This window comes from Bradyrhizobium sp. ORS 285 (assembly GCF_900176205.1).
Taxonomy (GTDB): Bacteria; Pseudomonadota; Alphaproteobacteria; order Rhizobiales; family Xanthobacteraceae; genus Bradyrhizobium.
The window spans coordinates 5,765,901-5,783,212 of the sequence record NZ_LT859959.1 but is presented as its reverse complement, the minus strand read 5'-3'; the positions used below and the strand labels follow the sequence as shown (position 1 = coordinate 5,783,212).

At 66.8% G+C, this 17,312-nt stretch carries 14 protein-coding genes; 8 read left to right on the top strand and 6 right to left on the bottom strand.

The genetic code is table 11. From position 1 onward, the window contains the following. The first annotated feature begins 288 nt into the window (after positions 1-288). Positions 289-723 (top strand): cytochrome c family protein, encoded by a 435-nt coding sequence (locus tag BRAD285_RS25970; protein WP_006615520.1) that lies wholly within the window; start codon positions 289-291, stop codon positions 721-723. Between the two features lie 166 nt (positions 724-889). Here the strand turns inward: BRAD285_RS25970 and BRAD285_RS25965 are convergent, their stop codons facing one another. The 6 genes from BRAD285_RS25965 to BRAD285_RS25940 form a co-directional block, all read right to left on the bottom strand. Further along, positions 890-1,153, bottom strand: coding sequence for a hypothetical protein (locus BRAD285_RS25965; RefSeq protein ID WP_006615521.1), 264 nt, complete (start codon positions 1,151-1,153; stop codon positions 890-892). A 12-nt stretch (positions 1,154-1,165) separates the two neighbouring features. After that, positions 1,166-2,371: a geranylgeranyl diphosphate reductase gene (locus BRAD285_RS25960; RefSeq protein ID WP_006615522.1), complete on the bottom strand. Its 1,206-nt coding sequence runs from the start codon at positions 2,369-2,371 to the stop codon at positions 1,166-1,168. A 2-nt stretch (positions 2,372-2,373) separates the two neighbouring features. Further along, positions 2,374-3,705 (bottom strand): BCD family MFS transporter, encoded by a 1,332-nt coding sequence (locus tag BRAD285_RS25955; RefSeq protein WP_006615523.1) that lies wholly within the window; start codon positions 3,703-3,705, stop codon positions 2,374-2,376. Further along, the gene (chlG, locus tag BRAD285_RS25950) at positions 3,702-4,616 is read right to left on the bottom strand and encodes a chlorophyll synthase ChlG (protein ID WP_006615524.1); all 915 of its coding nucleotides are present in this window, start codon (positions 4,614-4,616) and stop codon (positions 3,702-3,704) included. Before chlG ends, BRAD285_RS25955 begins: the two co-directional genes overlap by 4 nt. 16 nt (positions 4,617-4,632) lie before the next feature. Further along, the gene (gene ppsR / locus BRAD285_RS25945; RefSeq protein ID WP_244422404.1) at positions 4,633-6,000 is read right to left on the bottom strand and encodes a transcriptional regulator PpsR; all 1,368 of its coding nucleotides are present in this window, start codon (positions 5,998-6,000) and stop codon (positions 4,633-4,635) included. 140 nt (positions 6,001-6,140) lie between these two features. Beyond that, positions 6,141-7,178 carry a B12-binding domain-containing protein gene (locus BRAD285_RS25940; RefSeq protein WP_244422406.1) on the bottom strand — a complete coding sequence of 346 codons (1,038 nt, stop codon included), beginning with the start codon at positions 7,176-7,178 and terminating at the stop codon, positions 6,141-6,143. 93 nt (positions 7,179-7,271) lie between these two features. Here BRAD285_RS25940 and bchF point away from each other — a divergent pair, with 93 nt between their 5' ends. From bchF to BRAD285_RS25900, 7 genes are read left to right on the top strand one after another with little or no spacing between them, the layout of a single operon-like run. Then, entirely contained in the window at positions 7,272-7,862 is a 591-nt protein-coding gene (bchF, locus tag BRAD285_RS25930; RefSeq protein WP_035648940.1) for a 2-vinyl bacteriochlorophyllide hydratase, read from the top strand. Next, the gene (locus tag BRAD285_RS25925) at positions 7,859-9,142 is read left to right on the top strand and encodes a ferredoxin:protochlorophyllide reductase (ATP-dependent) subunit N (protein ID WP_006615528.1); all 1,284 of its coding nucleotides are present in this window, start codon (positions 7,859-7,861) and stop codon (positions 9,140-9,142) included. The genes bchF and BRAD285_RS25925 overlap by 4 nt, the downstream gene beginning before the upstream one ends. A 1-nt stretch (position 9,143) precedes the next feature. After that, a complete protein-coding gene (gene bchB / locus BRAD285_RS25920) occupies positions 9,144-10,700 on the top strand; it encodes a ferredoxin:protochlorophyllide reductase (ATP-dependent) subunit B (RefSeq protein WP_006615529.1) in 1,557 nt (518 codons plus the stop codon). Next, positions 10,675-14,265 (top strand): magnesium chelatase subunit H, encoded by a 3,591-nt coding sequence (locus tag BRAD285_RS25915; protein WP_006615530.1) that lies wholly within the window; start codon positions 10,675-10,677, stop codon positions 14,263-14,265. Before bchB ends, BRAD285_RS25915 begins: the two co-directional genes overlap by 26 nt. Then, positions 14,262-15,167, top strand: a complete 906-nt coding sequence (gene bchL / locus BRAD285_RS25910; protein WP_006615531.1) for a ferredoxin:protochlorophyllide reductase (ATP-dependent) iron-sulfur ATP-binding protein — start codon at positions 14,262-14,264, stop codon at positions 15,165-15,167. The genes BRAD285_RS25915 and bchL overlap by 4 nt, the downstream gene beginning before the upstream one ends. Before the next feature lie 13 nt (positions 15,168-15,180). Next, positions 15,181-15,882, top strand: coding sequence for a magnesium protoporphyrin IX methyltransferase (gene bchM / locus BRAD285_RS25905; RefSeq protein WP_006615532.1), 702 nt, complete (start codon positions 15,181-15,183; stop codon positions 15,880-15,882). Continuing rightward, a complete protein-coding gene (locus tag BRAD285_RS25900; RefSeq protein ID WP_006615533.1) occupies positions 15,879-17,309 on the top strand; it encodes a BCD family MFS transporter in 1,431 nt (476 codons plus the stop codon). Before bchM ends, BRAD285_RS25900 begins: the two co-directional genes overlap by 4 nt. The last annotated feature ends 3 nt before the right edge of the window (positions 17,310-17,312 follow it).

Below are 17,312 nucleotides of genomic sequence, written 5' to 3'. Positions count from 1 at the left end.
TCACGGGAACGCGGCCAGCTCAATTGGCGCGCATTTTGAAGGTGTTGCGCCGCATCCCGCTAACGTATTGAGAGTCTTGAGAATGTCGTTAGTCCACGCAGCGCCTTCAGTGTCAAGGCTTATTTCCAAGCATCCAACTTTCGTTGGTATTCCTGCGCCTATTGCATGGTCGAACTGCGACTTATTCGCTCACTTTCTTTTCATGTGAGCATGACAAGCGTTCATGACATTGATAGATGTAATGCAAAATTACATACACTAACGAAACGGCACATCAGGAGGATACGCATGCTCAAGGCGGGTTTGGTTGCAGCGGTCGCGATGGCAATGTCGGCAGGCGCCGCGTCGGCGCTGGAAGGCGGTGACGCTGCGAAGGGCGAGCAGGTCTTCAAGCAATGCATGACCTGCCACCGCATCGGACCGGACGCCAAGAATGCCGTCGGCCCGGTGCTCACGGGCGTGATCGGCCGCCCGACCGGGACCTATCCGGGCTTCGCCTATTCCGAGCTGAACAAGCATGCCGGGGAAGCCGGGCTGGTCTGGACCGACGACAACATCTTCGAGTACCTGGTCGACCCCAGCGCGTTCCTCAAGAAATATCTGACCGAAAAGGGCAAGGCGGACCAGGCCACCGGCTCGACCAAGATGGTGTTCAAGCTCGCCAACGAGCAGCAGCGCAAGGACGTCATCGCCTATCTGAAGACGTTCTCGGACAAGAAGTGAGCTGAGGGTAGGGCGTTCATCCTCTCAGCGGTTGCCTCGCGCTCTCCGCACACACCAATGTCGTCCCGGCGAACGCCGGGATGACAGCTGCGGGTGCCGTTGGTGGCAGGGCCTATGCAACTGCAGCCGCCGAGCTGCCGATCCAGGTCATTCGGCGATCTCGCCCTTATCGCCACCGCTGTCTGAGATCGGCAACATTGGCGACGCCGGAGGCGGCCAGACATCCCGCCAGCCAGAACCATGGCGCACCGGTCAGCGCACAGCGCAGCGCGAGCAGCAGGAACACGCCGGCCAGGAGGTTGGGCAGCAACGCCCGCGGGCTAACGCCGCGGCGATAGCGCCGCCAGACCAGCGTGACGGCGATCAGCTCCACCGCCACCACCGCCAGGATCAGGTCGACCACCTCAGGGCTGCGAAACAGCTCATCCATGACGTGAGCAGCTCAAGCCGCTTTCGCGAGCCCGGTGAGGTGGGCGATGTTCTTGAAGAAGATGCGGACGTGCGACAGCGGCTTCGCCTTCACCAGCTCCTTGTTCATGTAGGCGTCCCAGGTCAGCTGCTGGACGTCCTTGTCGCGGCAGATCGCGACGAAGCGCTCGCGGCGGGCGTCGTTCGTGTACCAGTAGCGCTGCATCATGCCGAGGATGAAGAACACAGCGCCATGCTTGCGCATGAAGGTCTTGCGGGCGGTGGCGAGCGCCTTGGCGTCGCCGGTCTTCAGGAACAGGGCGACGGCATCGGCCGCGGCGCGGCCGCCGGCCATCGCGTAGTAGATGCCTTCGCCTGAGGCGGGCGCCACCACGCCGGACGCGTCGCCCGCGAGCACGACGTCGCGGCCATTGTCCCAGCGCGACAGCGGCTTCAGCGGGATCGGCGCGCCTTCGCGGCGGATGGTCTCGAGATCGTCGAACGCGGCCGCTTTGCGGAACGCGGCGACCGAGCCGCGGAGCGAGAAGCCCTTATGCGCGCTGCCGGTGCCGATGCTGGTGGTCGGGCCATGGGGGAACACCCAGCTGTAGAAGTCGGGCGACAACTGGCCGCGATAGACGACGTCGCAGCGGGTGGCATCGAACAGCGGGTGGCTGCGATCGGGCGAGCGGATGATTTCGTGATAGGCAAAGACGTAGCGCATCTCGCTGACTTCCGGGATGCACTGGCGCGCCACCGCCGACAGAGCGCCGTCGGCGCCGATGACGGCGCGAGCCCGCACGCAGTCCTCGCGCAGGCTGCCGTCATCCATGCGACGCTCGTAGTGCACGACGGCTGTGCCGTCATCATCGTGGGCGATATGACTGTAGGTGCCGGTGCGTCGGATCGCGCCGCCCTCGGCGGCGCGATTGCGCAGCCATTCGTCATAATGCTCGCGATCGACCATGCCGACGAAACCGCCGTCGATCGGCATGTCGACGCCGCGGTTGCTCGGCGACACCATGCGCGCGGACGAGATCCGCGCCACCAGCAGATGGTCGGGAATCTCGAACTCGTTGATGAGCCGCGGCGGAATGGCGCCGCCGCACGGCTTGATGCGGCCAGCCTTGTCGAGCAGCAGCACGCTGTGGCCCTGACGCGCCAGATCATTGGCAGCGGTCGCCCCGGCGGGGCCGCCGCCGACCACCACGACGTCGAACGTCTCGGACGAGGTGCTCATCGCTAGGCTCCCTGATTGGCCGGCTGTGCCGCAAGCGCCGATGTCTGCTCGCGCGGACGCTTGATCCAGATTGCGAGCCAGGCGGAAAGGACGAACAGAGCGGCCTCGGCGGCGAACACCGCCGCATAGGCCGAGGCCGTCGAGGGCATGAAGGCCCGCGCGGCGTCAGCCGCCGCCGTGCCGACGAAGCCGCCGATGCCGAACGAGATCGCCTGCGAGGCGCCCCACAGGCCCATCCGCGTGCCCTCGCGATTGTCGCGGCCTTCGCTGACCATGTTCATCATCGCGCCGATTGCAGCGATGGCGTAGACGCCATTGGTGATTCCGAGCAGCAGCACCGAAGCGCGCAGCGGCCAAGCCGGGCCGACAGTCGCGGCAGCGACGAGGCTGAGCAGCGCCAGCGCCGAGGCGAGGCAGCCGCCGATGATCCAGGGCTGCGGCCGGGTGCGCCAGTCGGCATGCAAGCTCGCCATCGCCGGCATCAGGATCATGCCGATCAGCGCACCCATGTGCTGCACCGAGGAGAGCTGCGTGGTCTGGCCCGGCGTCATGCCGAACACGCTGCCGGCGAACGGCTCCAGGATCAGATCCTGGGCGCTGTAGGCCAGCATCGAGACGAAGATGAAGATCGCGAAGCGCCGCGCCTGCGGCTCCCGGCAGATCTCGCGGAAATCCTCCATGAAGCCGCCACGCTCGGCGTTTGCTGACGCCCCTTCGGTTGCGATCTGAGGCTGCTCGATGCCCCAGACGCCGAGCAGGGTCAGCACCATCGCGATCGCCGACACGGTGCCCGACACCAGCATCAGCCGTTCGCCGGAGAACGGATCGAGCGCCTTGCCGGCGACCGCAGTCGTGACGATGAAGCCTGCGATCATCATGATCCAGGCGATCGAGGCGGCGGCGCTGCGCCGCGCCGGCGCGGTGCGCTTGGCAAGCAGCACCAGCAGCGAGGTGCCGGCGGCGCCGACGCCGATGCCGATCATGATGAAGGCGATCACCGCAACGACGAGGCCGAGCACCAGCTGGGTCGCCATCAGCGCGGTGGCGACAGCCGCGAGCAGGCCCCCGGCCGCGAGCACCGCCATGCCGCCGACGATCCAGGCGAAGCGACGGCCGCCGATATCGGAGCCGTGACCGAGCCAGGGCCTGAGCACCTGCATCGCATAGTGGATCGCCACCAGCAGGCCGGGGATCATCGCCGGCAGCGCCAGCTCGATCACCATCACGCGGTTCAGGGTGGAGGTCGTCAGCACCACGACGGCGCCGAGCGCGGTCTGCACGAGGCCGAGCCTGATGATGCCGAACCAGGAGAGCGGAGCGGGCGCCGTCGTCATGCCGACATTCCCGCCAGCGCAAAGGCTGTCACCAGCATGCCGAGCACGTAGAGCAGCACGCCGGTCCCGTTGTACCAGGGCGCGAGCTCGCGCGGGTTTGTCATCAGCCGCCGCATCAGCACCAGCTGGGCCGCGACCAGCGCGGCCACGATCATCGCATGCGCTGGACGGCTCCAGATGACGAGCAGCGCGAGCACGGCGACCTGCGCGATCGCCATCGTGATGCAGGCAAGCCGTGCGGCGCGCTCCGGGCCGAGCAGTACCGTCAGCGAGTTGACGCCGCTGACGCGATCGCCGCCGATCGACTTGAAGTCATTCAGGGTCATGATGCCGTGCGCGCCCGCGCTGTAGAGCAGCGCGATCGCGAGCACCGGCCCCGACGGCGCCGTTCCGCTCATGATCGCAGCGGCGGTGATCCACGGCAGACCCTCATAGCAGAGCCCGACGGCGCTGTTGCCCCACCAGCCGTTCTGCTTCAGCCGGATCGGTGGCGCGCTGTAGGCCCAGGCGAGCGCGAGGCCTAGCGCTGCTGCGGCAAACCCCCAGGTGCCGAGCAGGGTGGCGACGCCGAGCGACAGCACCGTCCAGATCAGTGCGATATAGAGGCCCCAGCGGCCGGGAATGCGGCCAGAGGGAATCGGCCGGTCAGGCTCGTTGATCGCATCGACATGGCGGTCGAACCAGTCGTTGACCGCCTGGCTGGTGGCGCACACCATCGGTCCGGCGAGCACCAAGCCCGCGATCACGATCGGCCAGCGCGGCGCCAGCGGCGCCCCCGATGAGACCACGCCGCAGCCGAACGCCCAGATCGGTGGAAACCATGTGATCGGCTTCAACAACTCGAGAACGGCCGAGGGCTGAAGCCTTGACGGAATCCTCGGCGAAAGCTGGACGGGCGCGATCTCGGTCATTGCAGAACTCTTCCCACTATTCCAACTGACTGTCTTCCTCGCTCGGCTCGGCGAGGCCGTAGCGCCTGAGCTTGACGTAGAGGCTCTGGCGGCTGAGGCCCAGCATCTCGGCGGCGGTGGCGCGGTTGTCGCCCGTCAGCTTGAGCGCGGTCTCGATGCACATCCGCTCGATCACGTCGGTGGTCTCGCGCACCAGCTCCTTGAGCGGCACGCGGCCGATCAGCTCGGCGAGTTGCTCGCGCGAGCGCGGGATGAAGGCGTGGTCGGCGCCGTCGCCGGAGATGCGTGGGCCGACATTGCGGATAGTGAAGCCGAGTCTGGCCTGGCCGGGTGCGCCGACCGTCGTGGCGGAGATCTCGACGTCGACCGGAGAGCCATGCTCGCCGCGGACGACGCTGGAGAACAGCTTCAAGGTGCCGTGCTGGCGCAGATTGCTCAGCATCACCGAGACGTCGACCGCCGACTTGCCGATCCAGCGATCGATCGTCTCGCCGATGATCTGGTGCATGTTCTCGATCTGAGCCAGCTGCAGGAACGTGGCATTGGCGTGCAGCAGCCGGCCGTCCATGTCGGTGATGACGAAGCCGTCGGGTGCCGATTCGACGAACTGCACCAGCTGGGTGTTGACATCAGACGATTTCGGCAGCGCCGGCTGGCCATATTGCGGCGAGAAGCGCAGCAGGAAGAACGACGACATATCCTGGCGGAAGAAGGTGCCGTCGAGCAGATACTCGCGGCCGCCGTCGAGCGTGATCTTGGCGCGCTCGATCTTGCCCTGCGAGCGGATCGCCAGCGACAGCGATTGCGACATCGCGAGGTCGTCGATCAGCAGCGCGTCGGGAAACAGCTTGCCGATCAGATTGGCGGCGCCGTGATCAAGCAGGTCGGCGGCGGCCGGATTCGCCTCGACGATGCGGTGGCTGGTCGCGTCGATGATCAGGACCGGCTCGGCGGTGATCTGGAACAGGATCCGATAGCGCGATTCGGCATTGCGCATGCGCGAATAGTCGCGCTCGATCGCAACCTGCGCCTCGATCAGCTTCTGCTGGAGCGCGGCCGTGGCGCGCACGTCGCGGCCGACCGCGATGTAGCGGGCCGCGCCCTTGATCGCCACGACAGCGAACAGGATCGGGATGTCAGGCCCGCGCGCAGCCGGGTAGCGCACCTCGCGCCAGCGCGACACCTTGCGCTCCGAGGCTTCGGTCAGCATCAGCTCTGGCTTGGTCTGGCTTTCCTCGGACACTGTTGCTTGCCAGGATCGGCCGATCCACTCGTCTGTGTTTCTCAATTCAAGCGGGAGACCGGCCTGCTGAAAGGCCAAGTCCTGGATGTTGCCGTCGGCGTCGAGCGCGAGCGCAATGTCGGACGCTGCGGCCACCAGCATGGCCGCAACATCCGCATTGAGATCGCCAAGCGACTCTTTCGGAGCTCTGAACGCCCTCACCAACGCCGTTGTCCTCCCAATCAAGGAGCCTTCGCGCGGCAAGTCTCATTCCAGCATTCATCTTCACAGCACCCTCAAGGCTAACGCCGTTCGGTCAGAAGACTGACGACGTGCCGGGCTTGCGAAGCCTCTCTGCTCATGTCGGAGACGACACCGTCGCCGCCGACCAGAAGAACGAGTTCAGGCCGTTCAATAAACGCAGGACCGCAGACCAGCACGCCGATGTCCTGGTTGGAGGACTCGCGCCGGACCATCCTTATGTTTGAGGCGAGATCGTCAAGCTTCTTGTCGCTGGTTGCGAAGAACTCGACGACGTTGAACCATTGCGTGCGGAGCGTGTCGATGAAGCCGCGATCCGCCGTATCAGGCTCGATCCAGGTGTCCCAGCCATCGCGGCGAAAGAATTCGCTGGCGAGCACGACCCCGAACATCATGTGGCCGATTTCGCGGCGATCGCCAGGCGACGTCGTCAGCAGGACGCGCAAACTCGTCGGCGCGACCGCGAGTTCGGCGCAGAAGGCCGGGCTGAAATGGCGCAGCAACTGCTGCAGCCGCCACAGCGCCAGCGTCACGTCCGCGAAGTCGCGCTCGTCATCGGCCCAGAGATGACGCAGATGGTTCGCAGTCGGCACCAGGAGATCGAGATAGATCCGCTCCAGCGTCTCGCCGTGATCGCGATGCGCCTGGATGCAGGCGACAGCACCGTCGTCGTCCGCATCGAGCACCAGCTCGGCAAAGCTGGCGGCTTCCTGCGCCGAGGCGGTGATGATGGCCGGCACGCGTTCGAGGGCGGAGGCGTGCGCCATCACCAGCCGCGGAATGATCTCGGCCTCGATCGCTCCGTTCAGTTGGGGATGACGGGTGCTGTGTAAGGGGACGTTGACGCGCGCTGCTGCCGCCGGCGGATGAAAGCCGGGTTGTCCACGCTTCGTCCGAAAGCGTGCTCGTGGAAATCGGGCTGTCTCATTGAGTTCGGTCATCAGCGCCTCCCCTCCATATGAGCGCACGTCACTCGTTGCGTCAATATTCTTTGACGTCAATTTTGATTGACACTCTTCCGGCCCGGGTCTAGCGTTTCCCCCATCGGGCCCGCACTCCGGGGATTTGCGATGCGCCACCTGCAAACTGCACAACATTACGTTGATCAGGCCGAGTGCGGTGCACCACAAATGTCCCTGTGGTTGTCGTCATCGCACCACTGGGCACCGATGTTGTCAAATCATCTTTACACATCGTGTGACGCGCAATTCACGTCCGCCGCTGATCCCTCGCTGTGGAGCCAGCTCTGCTTCACGCCTGAGGCGGCGCCGCGTGCAAAGCGGCAAGCGCTTTACACGCCTGAGGAAAAGCGCCGACGGGACGAGACGCCCTGGACCCTGGTGCAGGGCATTCTGGCGCCGCTGCAATTTCTCGTCTTCCTGATCAGCCTCGGATTGGTGGCGCGCTATCTCGCGACCGGCGAGGGCCTCTGGCTTGCCACCGCCTCGGTCGTTCTGAAGACGACGTTGCTCTACGCCATCATGATCACCGGCTCGATCTGGGAGCGGATCGTGTTCGGGCGCTATCTGTTCGCCCCGGCCTTCTTCTGGGAGGACGTGTTCTCGATGCTGGTGATCGCGCTGCATACCGCCTATCTCGCCGCGATCATCGGGCATATCGGCTCGGCGCAGCAGCAGATGCTGCTGGTACTCGCGGCTTATGCGGCCTACGCGATCAACGCGACGCAATTCCTGCTCAAGCTGCGCGCCGCGCGTCTGCAGGAGCAGGCGATGGCGCAAGCCGGTGCGGAGCGCGCGTCATGAATGCTCATGCGCAAGCCTGTGCCGTTACCCCCCCGTCCTCAGACGGCGTGCTGCGCGAGCGTGGCCAGCGTGAGGTGTTCTGCGGCCTCACCGGTATCGTCTGGCTCCACAGGAAAATCCAGGATGCGTTCTTCCTCGTGGTCGGCTCGCGCACGTGTGCCCATCTCATCCAGTCGGCCGCCGGCGTGATGATCTTCGCCGAGCCGCGCTTCGCCACCGCCATCATGGAGGAGCGCGATCTCGCCGGGCTCGTCGACGCCAATGACGAGCTCGACCGCATCGTCGCGCAGCTCTTGGCGCGGCGGCCCGATATCAAGCTCTTGTTCCTGGTCGGCTCCTGCCCGTCGGAGGTGATCAAGCTCGATCTGTCGCGCGCGGCGTTGCGGCTGTCGCAGCGCTTCTCGCCCGGCGTGCGCGTACTCAATTATTCCGGCAGCGGCATCGAGACCACGTTTACGCAAGGCGAGGACGCCTGCCTCGCCGCGCTGGTGCCGGTGCTGCCGCAAGCCGACCGCAGCGCACGGCCGTCGCTGCTCGTCGTCGGCGCGCTCGCCGATGTCGTCGAGGACCAGTTCAAGCGCACCTTCGCCGCGCTCGGCATCGACAACGTCGCTTTCCTGCCGCCACGGCGCTCGTCGGAGCTGCCGGCGATCGGGCCGGAGACGCGCGTGCTGCTGGCGCAGCCGTTCCTTGGCGACACCGCGCGCGCATTGGAAGAGCGCGGCTCCCGCCGGATCGCGGCGCCATTCCCGCTCGGCGGCGAGGGCACCGCGCTATGGCTGGCGGCCGCGGCCGATGCCTTCGGCGTCTCGCGCAGCCATGTGGAGCGTACCCTCGCGCCGTTGAAGGCGCGGGCGGAGAAGGCACTGACGCGCTATCGCGCGCAGCTCGCCGGCAAGCGCGTCTTCCTGTTTCCGGATTCGCAGATTGAAATTCCGCTGGCGCGCTTCCTCGCGCGCGAGATCGGCATGGAGCTGGTCGAGGTCGGCACGCCCTATCTGCATCGCGATCATCTCGCGGCCGAGCTCACGATGCTGCCCGTGGGCACGCAGCTCAGCGAAGGCCAGGACGTCGAGCGCCAGCTTGATCGCTGTCGTGACGCACGTCCCGATCTCGTCGTTTGTGGCCTCGGTCTCGCCAATCCGCTGGAGGCCGAGGGTCTCACGACGAAATGGTCGATCGAGCTGATCTTCACGCCCATTCAAGGCTTCGAGCAGGCCGGCGACCTCGCCGAGCTGTTCGCGCGGCCCTTGCTGCGGCAAACGCGACTGGCGGTGTGAGATGCAGCTGTCGGTCTGGACATATGAAGGCCCCCCGCATATCGGCGCGATGCGCATCGCGACCGCGATGCGCGACGTGCACTACGTGCTGCACGCGCCGCAGGGCGACACCTACGCCGATCTCCTGTTTACGATGATCGAGCGCCGCGACCGAAGGCCGCCGGTCACCTACACCACCTTCCAGGCGCGCGATCTCGGCGGCGACACCGCGGACCTTTTGCAGAGCGCGGCGCGCGCGGCCTATGAGCGCTTCCAGCCGCAGGCGATGCTGGTCGGCGCGTCGTGCACCGCCGAGCTGATCCAGGACGATCCCGGCGGACTCGCGCAGGCGCTCCGGCTTCCGATTCCGGTGATCCCGCTCGAGCTGCCAGCCTATCAGCGCAAGGAGAATTGGGGCGCCTCGGAAACATTCTACCGGATTGTACGGGCGTTGGCTGCGTCTTCCGCTGATGGCTCCCCCCGCCATGAACGGAAGGCGGGCGCTCGTCCAGTCTGCAACCTGCTTGGTCCGACGGCGCTCGGCTTCCGTCACCGCGACGACCTCGCGGAAGTGACCAGGCAGGTTGTGGAGCTCGGCATCGAGATCAACGTCATCGCGCCATGGAATGCGACGCCGGCTGATCTCGCCCGCCTGCCGCAGGCCGATTTCAACATCGTGCTCTATCCGGAGATCGCGCTGACATCAGCGCAATGGCTGCACCGCCAGTTCGGCCAGCCCTACACGAAGACGATCCCGATCGGCGTCGGCGCGACGCGCGACTTCCTCAAGGAGGTCGCGAGCCTTGCCGGCGTCGATGCAGAGCCCGTTCTGTCGCGCGCCGAGAGCCGGCTGCCCTGGTATTCGCGCTCGGTCGACTCGACCTATCTCACCGGCAAGCGCGTCTTCATCTTCGGCGATGCGACTCACGCCGTCGCGGCCGCGCGGGTCGCGACGCAGGAGCTCGGCTTCGAGGTGGTCGGCCTCGGCACCTATGCCCGCGAATTCGCCCGCGAGATCCGCGAGGCCGCCGCGATCTACGGCGTCGAGCCTGTCATCACCGACGATTATCTGGAAGTCGAGGCCCGCGTCAGCGAGCTCCGTCCTGAGCTTGTGCTTGGTACGCAGATGGAGCGCCACATCGCCAAGCGCCTGGGCATTCCCTGCGCCGTGATCTCGTCGCCGACCCACGTTCAGGATTTCCCGGCGCGCTATTCGCCGCAGATGGGGTTCGAAGGCGCCAACGTGCTGTTCGACACCTGGGTGCATCCGCTGATGATGGGCCTGGAGGAGCATCTGCTCGGCATGTTCCGCGAGGACCACGAATTCGCCGATCACGCCCCGTCGCATCTCGGCGCCGCACCGGCCGCGCCGCCACAGCAGCCGCAACTGCGCGTCGTCGAGACCACAACATCCACCGAGCTCGCCTGGGCGTCCGACGCCGAGCGCGAGCTGACCAAGATCCCCTTCTTCGTGCGCGGCAAGGCGCGCCGCAACACCGAACGCTTCGCGCGCGAGCGCAACGTCAACCTGATCACGCTCGAGACCTTGTACGATGCCAAAGCGCATTTCGGTCGCTGACGTCACACCCATCCGGGTGGTGATCGTGACGATGGACAGCCATCTCGCCTCGGCTGCCGTGCGCGCGCGCACGACCCTGCAGGCGGAGCTGCCCGGCCTCGATCTCAAGGTGCACGCGGCCGACGAATGGGGCTGCAACCCCACCGCACTCGAGCATTGTCTCGCCGACATCGCGACCGGCGACATCGTCGTCGCGACCATGCTGTTCATGGAGGACCACATCCAGCCGGTGCTGCCGGCCTTGCAGGCGCGCCGCGATCATTGCGACGCGATGATCGGCTGTCTCTCGGCCGGCGAGGTCGTGCGCCTGACGCGCCTCGGCAAGCTGACGATGTCTGGCTCGGCCACCGGCGTGCTCGGCCTGTTGAAGCGGCTGCGCGGCAGCAACCGCTCTGGCAATGCCAGCGGCCAGGGCCAGATGAAGATGCTGCAGCGGATGCCGCGGCTCCTGCGCTACATCCCCGGCACGGCGCAGGATCTGCGCGCCTATTTCCTGACCTTGCAATACTGGCTCGCCGGCTCCGAGCAGAACTTTGCGAACATGGTGCGCTTCCTGGTCGGCCGCTACGCCGACGGTCCGCGCGCGGCGTTGCGCGGCAAGCTCAAGGCCGCCGAGCCCGTAACCTATCCGGATGTCGGCCTCTATCATCCGCTGCTGAAGCAGCGCATCGCCGAGCGGATCGACGAGCTTCCGGCGCTGCCGAAGCCGGCCGGCCGCGTCGGAATCATCCTGATGCGCTCTTATCTCCTGGCCGCCAACACCGCGCATTATGATGGCGTGATCGCGGCGCTCGAGGCGCGCGGTCTCGCGGTCGTTCCCGTGTTTGCCTGCGGTCTCGACTCGCGTCCCGCGATCGAGCGCTATTTCCAGAAGGACGGCATTTCCACGGTCGACGCGGTGGTCTCGCTCACCGGCTTCTCGCTGGTTGGCGGCCCCGCCTACAACGACGCACGCGCAGCCGAAGAGGTGATGGCCGGGCTCGACGTGCCCCTGATCGCGGCGCATCCGTTGGAATTCCAGACCGTCGAGCAGTGGCACGACGACGCGCGCGGGCTGACGCCGGTCGAAGCGACGATGATGGTCGCGATCCCCGAGCTTGACGGCGCGGTCGGCCCGACCGTGTTCGGCGGCCGATCGGCGATGGCTGATGCAGGGCGTGACATGGCCTCGCTGCCGGAGCGCGCCGCGCAGCTCGCATCGCGCGTCGCCCGGATCGTCGAGCTGCGCCGCTCGGCGCGCGCTGAGCGCAAGATCGCGGCCGTGCTGTTCAACTTCCCGCCGAACGGCGGCAGCGCCGGCACGGCGGCCTATCTCTCGGTGTTCGAGTCGCTGCACAACGTGATGACCTCGCTGCGCGCGGCGGGCTACACGATCGACGTCCCGGCCACGGTCGATGAGCTGCGTGCGCGCGTGCTGAAGGGCAACGCCGCACGCTTCGGCACTGTTGCCAATGTCGCGGTTCGCATTCCCGTCGACCAGCATGTCCGCCGCGAGCGGCATCTCGCCGAGATCGAGAAGCAATGGGGCCCGGCGCCCGGCCGTCACCAGACCGACGGGGCCAGCCTGATGGTGCTGGGCGAGCAGTTCGGCAATTTGTTCGTCGGCCTGCAGCCCGCCTTCGGCTACGAGGGCGATCCGATGCGGCTGTTGTTCGAGCACAGCTTCGCCCCAACCCATGCCTTCGCTGCGTTCTATCGCTGGCTGCGCGAGGAGTATCGCGCCCATGCCGTGCTGCATTTCGGCACCCATGGCGCGCTCGAATTCATGCCGGGCAAGCAGGCCGGCCTCTCCGCCGAGTGCTGGCCGGAACGGCTGATCGGCGACCTGCCGAACTTCTACATCTATGCCTCCAACAATCCGTCGGAGGGCGCGCTCGCCAAGCGCCGCGGCGGCGCCACCTTGATCAGCTATCTCACACCCTCGATCACTAGCGCCGGCCTTTACAAGGGGCTCGCCGACCTGAAGTCCTCGCTCGACGCCTGGCGCAACCTGTCGCCGGATGCAACCGAGCAGGTCAGGGCAGACAGCGCCGCGCTGATCCAGGCGCAGGCGGCAGCGGTCGATCTCTCTGTCGCCGACCCGCTGTGGGGCGATGAGCGCGACGACAAGATCGCTGCGCTCTCGGCCAGCGTGCTGGAGCTGGAATATTCGCTGATCCCGCACGGCCTGCACGTCGTCGGCGCGCCGCCGCTGCAGGAGCAGCGCGCTGAACTGCTCGACCTTGCCGGCATCACCGACGCTGCCAAGCGCGCCGAGCTCGACACATTGCTTGCGACCGACAGTGAGACGCCCGCGATCCTGCACGCACTCGACGGCGGCTACATTCGTCCCGTCCCCGGCGGCGATCTGCTGCGCAACACCGACGTGCTGCCGACCGGCCGCAACCTGCACGGTTTCGATCCGTTCCGCATCCCCAGCGCCTTCGCGCTCAAGGATGCCGAGCGCCAGGTCGCCCGGCTGCTCGCCCGCCATGCCGGCGAGGGCCACACGCTGCCGGAGACGATCGCGCTGGTTTTGTGGGGCACCGACAATCTCAAAACCGAGGGCGGTCCGATCGCGCAGGCGCTGTGGCTCATGGGCGCCGCGCCGCGCCACGACAGCTACGGCCGCCTCTGCGGCGCCAAGCTGATCCCGCTGGAGCAACTGGGACGTCCGCGCATCGACGTCGTGATCACGCTGTCCGGCATCTTCCGCGACCTCATGCCGTTGCAGACCAAGCTGCTGGCCGAAGCCGCGCTGCTCGCGGCATCTGCGGATGAATCGGCCGAGTTCAACTACGTGCGCAAGCACGCGCTCGCCTTCCAGGCCGCGCATGGCGGCGAGATCGCGGACGCCGCGCTGCGCGTGTTCGGCAATGCCGAGGGCGCCTATGGCGCCAACGTCAACCATCTGATCGATTGCGGCGCCTGGACCGACGAGGACGAGCTCGCCGACGTGTACACCCGCCGCAAGGGTTTTGCCTACGGCACTGACGGCCGTCCTGTCCGCCGCGATGCGCTGCTCGGCCATGTGCTCGCCGGTGTCGACGCCGCCTATCAGAACGTCGACTCGGTCGAGCTCGGCGTCACCACCATCGATCATTATTTCGATACGCTGGGCGGCATCAGCCGCGCGGTGAAGCGCGCCAGGGGCGAGGCCGCGCCGGTCTATATCGGTGACCAGACCCGCGGCGAAGGCACCGTGCGAACGCTGTCGGAACAGGTCGCGCTGGAGACCCGCACCCGCACGCTCAATCCGAAATGGTACGAGGCGCTGCTCGCCCATGGCTATGAGGGCGTGCGCCAGATCGAGTCGCATGTGACCAACACGGTCGGCTGGTCGGCGACGACAGGGCAGGTGGCGCCCTGGGTCTATCAGCAGATCACGACGACCTTCGTGCTCGACCCCGCGATGCGCGAGCGGCTCGCCTCGCTCAATCCGGCTGCGTCCGCGAAGATCGCCAATCGTCTGATCGAGGCGCATGAGCGCAATTACTGGACCCCGGATGCCGAGATGCTCGACGTCCTGCGCAAGGCCGGGGAAGAGCTCGAAGATCGCCTCGAAGGCGTGGGAGTAGCCGCATGAACGTGACCTTGAGACCGCCGCTGACGACGGCTCCGCGCCGCCCCGATGGGGCCGGGAGCGTCCAGGTGCAGATGGATCCGAACCTCGTGATCGGCAACGCGCGGGTGTTCTCGGTCTATGGCAAGGGCGGCATCGGCAAGAGCACGACGTCGTCGAACCTCTCGGTCGCGCTGTCGAAGCTCGGCAAGCGCGTGCTGCAGATCGGCTGCGATCCCAAGCATGACTCGACCTTCACGCTCACCAAGCGGCTGGTGCCGACGGTCATCGACATCCTGGAGCAGGTGAACTTCCACTCCGAGGAGCTGCGCCCCGACGACTTCGTCTACCAGGGCTATAACGGCGTGATGTGCGTCGAGGCGGGCGGGCCGCCGGCCGGCACCGGCTGCGGCGGCTATGTCGTCGGCCAGACCGTGAAGCTGCTCAAGGAGCATCATCTGCTCGAGGACACTGACGTGGTGATCTTCGATGTGCTCGGCGACGTCGTCTGCGGCGGTTTCGCCTCGCCGCTCCAGCATGCCGATCGCGCGCTGATCGTCGCCGCCAACGACTTCGACTCGATCTTCGCGATGAACCGCATCGTCGCGGCGATCCAGGCCAAGTCGCGCAACTATCCGGTGCGGCTCGGCGGCGTCATCGCGAACCGCAGCGCCGCGACCGACCAGATCGACAAGTTCAACGAGCGCATCGGTATGACAACGCTGGCGCACTTCCCGGATCTCGACGTCATCCGCAAGAGCCGGCTGAAGAAGTGCACCTTGTTCGAGATGGAGCCGTCGCCCGACGTCGAGCGCGCCCAGAACGAATATCTGCGTCTCGCGGCCTCGCTGCTCGCCGGCGTCGAGCCGATCCACGCGATGGCGCTCAAGGACCGCGACATCTTCGACCTCCTGGGCTTCGATTGAGTGAGGCTGGCACATGACGACAGCGGAATATCTCGCCCGCCGCAGTGAAGTGGAGACCTATTTTGACCGCACCGCGGTCGCCGCCTGGACGCGGCTGACCTCGGATGCGCCGGTCGGCCGCATCCGCGCCACCGTGCGCGCCGGCCGCGACGAGATGCGCCGGACGCTGCTGTCGTGGCTGCCGCTCGACCTGCGCGGCGCGCGCATTCTCGATGCCGGTTGCGGCACCGGCAGCTTCTCCATCGAAGCCGCGCGCCGTGGCGCCGACGTGGTCGCCGTCGACATCTCGCCGACCCTGATCGAGATCGCGCAGCGCCGGCTGCCCGATGACATCAGCCGCGATGCCATCCGCTTCGTCGCCGGCGACATGCTCGATCCCCGCCATGGCGGGTTCAACTTCGTCGTGGCGATGGACTCGTTCATTCACTACCGGGCCGAGGATGCGGTGCGGATCGTCGCCGGCCTCGCCAATCGAACCTCCGAATCGATCCTGATGACCTACGCGCCGCGCACGCCGCTGCTGGCCGTCATGCACGCGGTCGGCGGCCTGTTCCCGCGCGGCAATCGTGCGCCGTCGATCGAGCCGGTCGCGGAGCAGAGGCTGTCGCGCCTGATCGCCGACCAGCCGGATCTCGCCGACTGGCGCTGCGCACGCAGCAGCCGCATCGCCAACGGCTTCTACATCTCGCAAGCGCTGGAGCTCCGCCCGTCATGAGCGCGCGCGCACCATCGGTCCTGCAACTGTGGACGCGGCTGTCGTCGCGCTATCTGCCGTTTGCGGATGCCGCCTCGACCGAATTGCCGCTGTCGCGCCTGATGCGGCTGTCGCTGTTCCAGGTCTCGATCGGCATTTCGGTGGTGCTGCTCAACGGCACGCTCAACCGCGTCATGATCGTCGAGCTCGGCGTGCCCTCATGGCTGGTCGCGACGATGGTGGCGCTGCCGCTGGTGTTCGCGCCGCTGCGGGTGCTGATCGGCTTCAAGTCCGACCATCATCGCTCGGTGCTTGGCTGGCGCCGCGTGCCCTACATCTGGATGGGCACGTTGTTGCAGTTCGGCGGCCTCGCCATCATGCCGTTCGCGCTGCTGTTGCTGTCCGCGGGCGATGCGCCGGGCCAGGTCATCGCCGGCCGCATGGGCGCCGCATTGGCGTTCCTGCTGGTCGGCGCCGGGCTGCACACGACGCAGACCGCGGGCCTGTCGCTCGCCACGGATATCGCGCCCGAGCGTTCGCGCCCGCGCGTCGTCGCCTTCCTCTACGTCATGCTGATGTTCGGCATGATGGCCAGCGCGCTGACATTCGGCGGGCTGCTCGCGGATTTCAGCGAGATGCGCCTGATCCAGGTGATCCAGGGCGCCGCGCTGACCGAGATGGTGCTCAACGTCATCGCGCTGTGGAAGCAGGAGGCGCGTGATCCGTCGCGTACCTCGGCTTCACGCGAGCGGCCGCGCTTCGGCGATTCCTGGCGGCAGTTCCGCGAGGCCGGCGGCTCGATGCGCGTGCTGGTCGCGGTCGGACTCGGCACCGCCGGCTTCACGATGCAGGACATCCTGCTCGAACCGTATGGCGCGGAGATCCTTCACCTCACCGTCGGCGAGACGACCGCGCTGACGGCGTTGTTCGCGGCGGGCACGCTGGCCGGCTTCGGCCTGTCCGCGCGCCGCCTCGGCAAGGGCTCCGATCCCTATCGGGTCGCGGCGCTCGGCGGACTGGTCGGACTGGTCGCGTTCTCGGCGGTGATCTTTTCGGCACCGTTGGCCTCGCCCCTGGTGTTCCGGATCGGCACCACCCTGATCGGCTTCGGCGGTGGCCTGTTCGCGGTGGGCACGCTGACCGCGGCGATGGCGTTGGTGCAGAATGGTGAAAGCGGGCTTGCGCTCGGCGCCTGGGGCGCGGTGCAGGCAACCGCGGCCGGCATTGCCATCGCGGGAGGCGGCGCCATTCGCGATGTGATGTCGCAGCTGGCGATGGATGGCCGGCTCGGCGTCGCGCTTGCGGGTCCCGCGACCGGCTACAGCATCGTCTACCACATCGAGATCGGGCTCTTGTTCGTCACGCTTGCGGTGATCGGGCCGCTGGTGCGGCGGCGCGCGGCCGAGCCACAGCAACTACAATTCGGAATCGCTGAGTTTCCAGGTTAGCCC

Bases quoted from the DNA above. Each gene is read 5' to 3' on its own strand.
- BRAD285_RS25970 (WP_006615520.1), top strand. From the start codon at position 289: ATGCTCAAGGCGGGTTTGGTTGCAGCGGTCGCGATGGCAATGTCGGCA.
- bchM (WP_006615532.1), top strand. From the start codon at position 15,181: ATGACGACAGCGGAATATCTCGCCCGCCGCAGTGAAGTGGAGACCTAT.
- BRAD285_RS25925 (WP_006615528.1), top strand. From the start codon at position 7,859: ATGAATGCTCATGCGCAAGCCTGTGCCGTTACCCCCCCGTCCTCAGAC.
- BRAD285_RS25955 (WP_006615523.1), bottom strand. From the start codon at position 3,705: ATGACGACGGCGCCCGCTCCGCTCTCCTGGTTCGGCATCATCAGGCTC.
- chlG (WP_006615524.1), bottom strand. From the start codon at position 4,616: ATGACCGAGATCGCGCCCGTCCAGCTTTCGCCGAGGATTCCGTCAAGG.
- BRAD285_RS25965 (WP_006615521.1), bottom strand. From the start codon at position 1,153: ATGGATGAGCTGTTTCGCAGCCCTGAGGTGGTCGACCTGATCCTGGCG.
- ppsR (WP_244422404.1), bottom strand. From the start codon at position 6,000: ATGCTGGTGGCCGCAGCGTCCGACATTGCGCTCGCGCTCGACGCCGAC.
- bchL (WP_006615531.1), top strand. From the start codon at position 14,262: ATGAACGTGACCTTGAGACCGCCGCTGACGACGGCTCCGCGCCGCCCC.
- bchB (WP_006615529.1), top strand. From the start codon at position 9,144: ATGCAGCTGTCGGTCTGGACATATGAAGGCCCCCCGCATATCGGCGCG.
- BRAD285_RS25915 (WP_006615530.1), top strand. From the start codon at position 10,675: ATGCCAAAGCGCATTTCGGTCGCTGACGTCACACCCATCCGGGTGGTG.
- BRAD285_RS25900 (WP_006615533.1), top strand. From the start codon at position 15,879: ATGAGCGCGCGCGCACCATCGGTCCTGCAACTGTGGACGCGGCTGTCG.
- BRAD285_RS25960 (WP_006615522.1), bottom strand. From the start codon at position 2,371: ATGAGCACCTCGTCCGAGACGTTCGACGTCGTGGTGGTCGGCGGCGGC.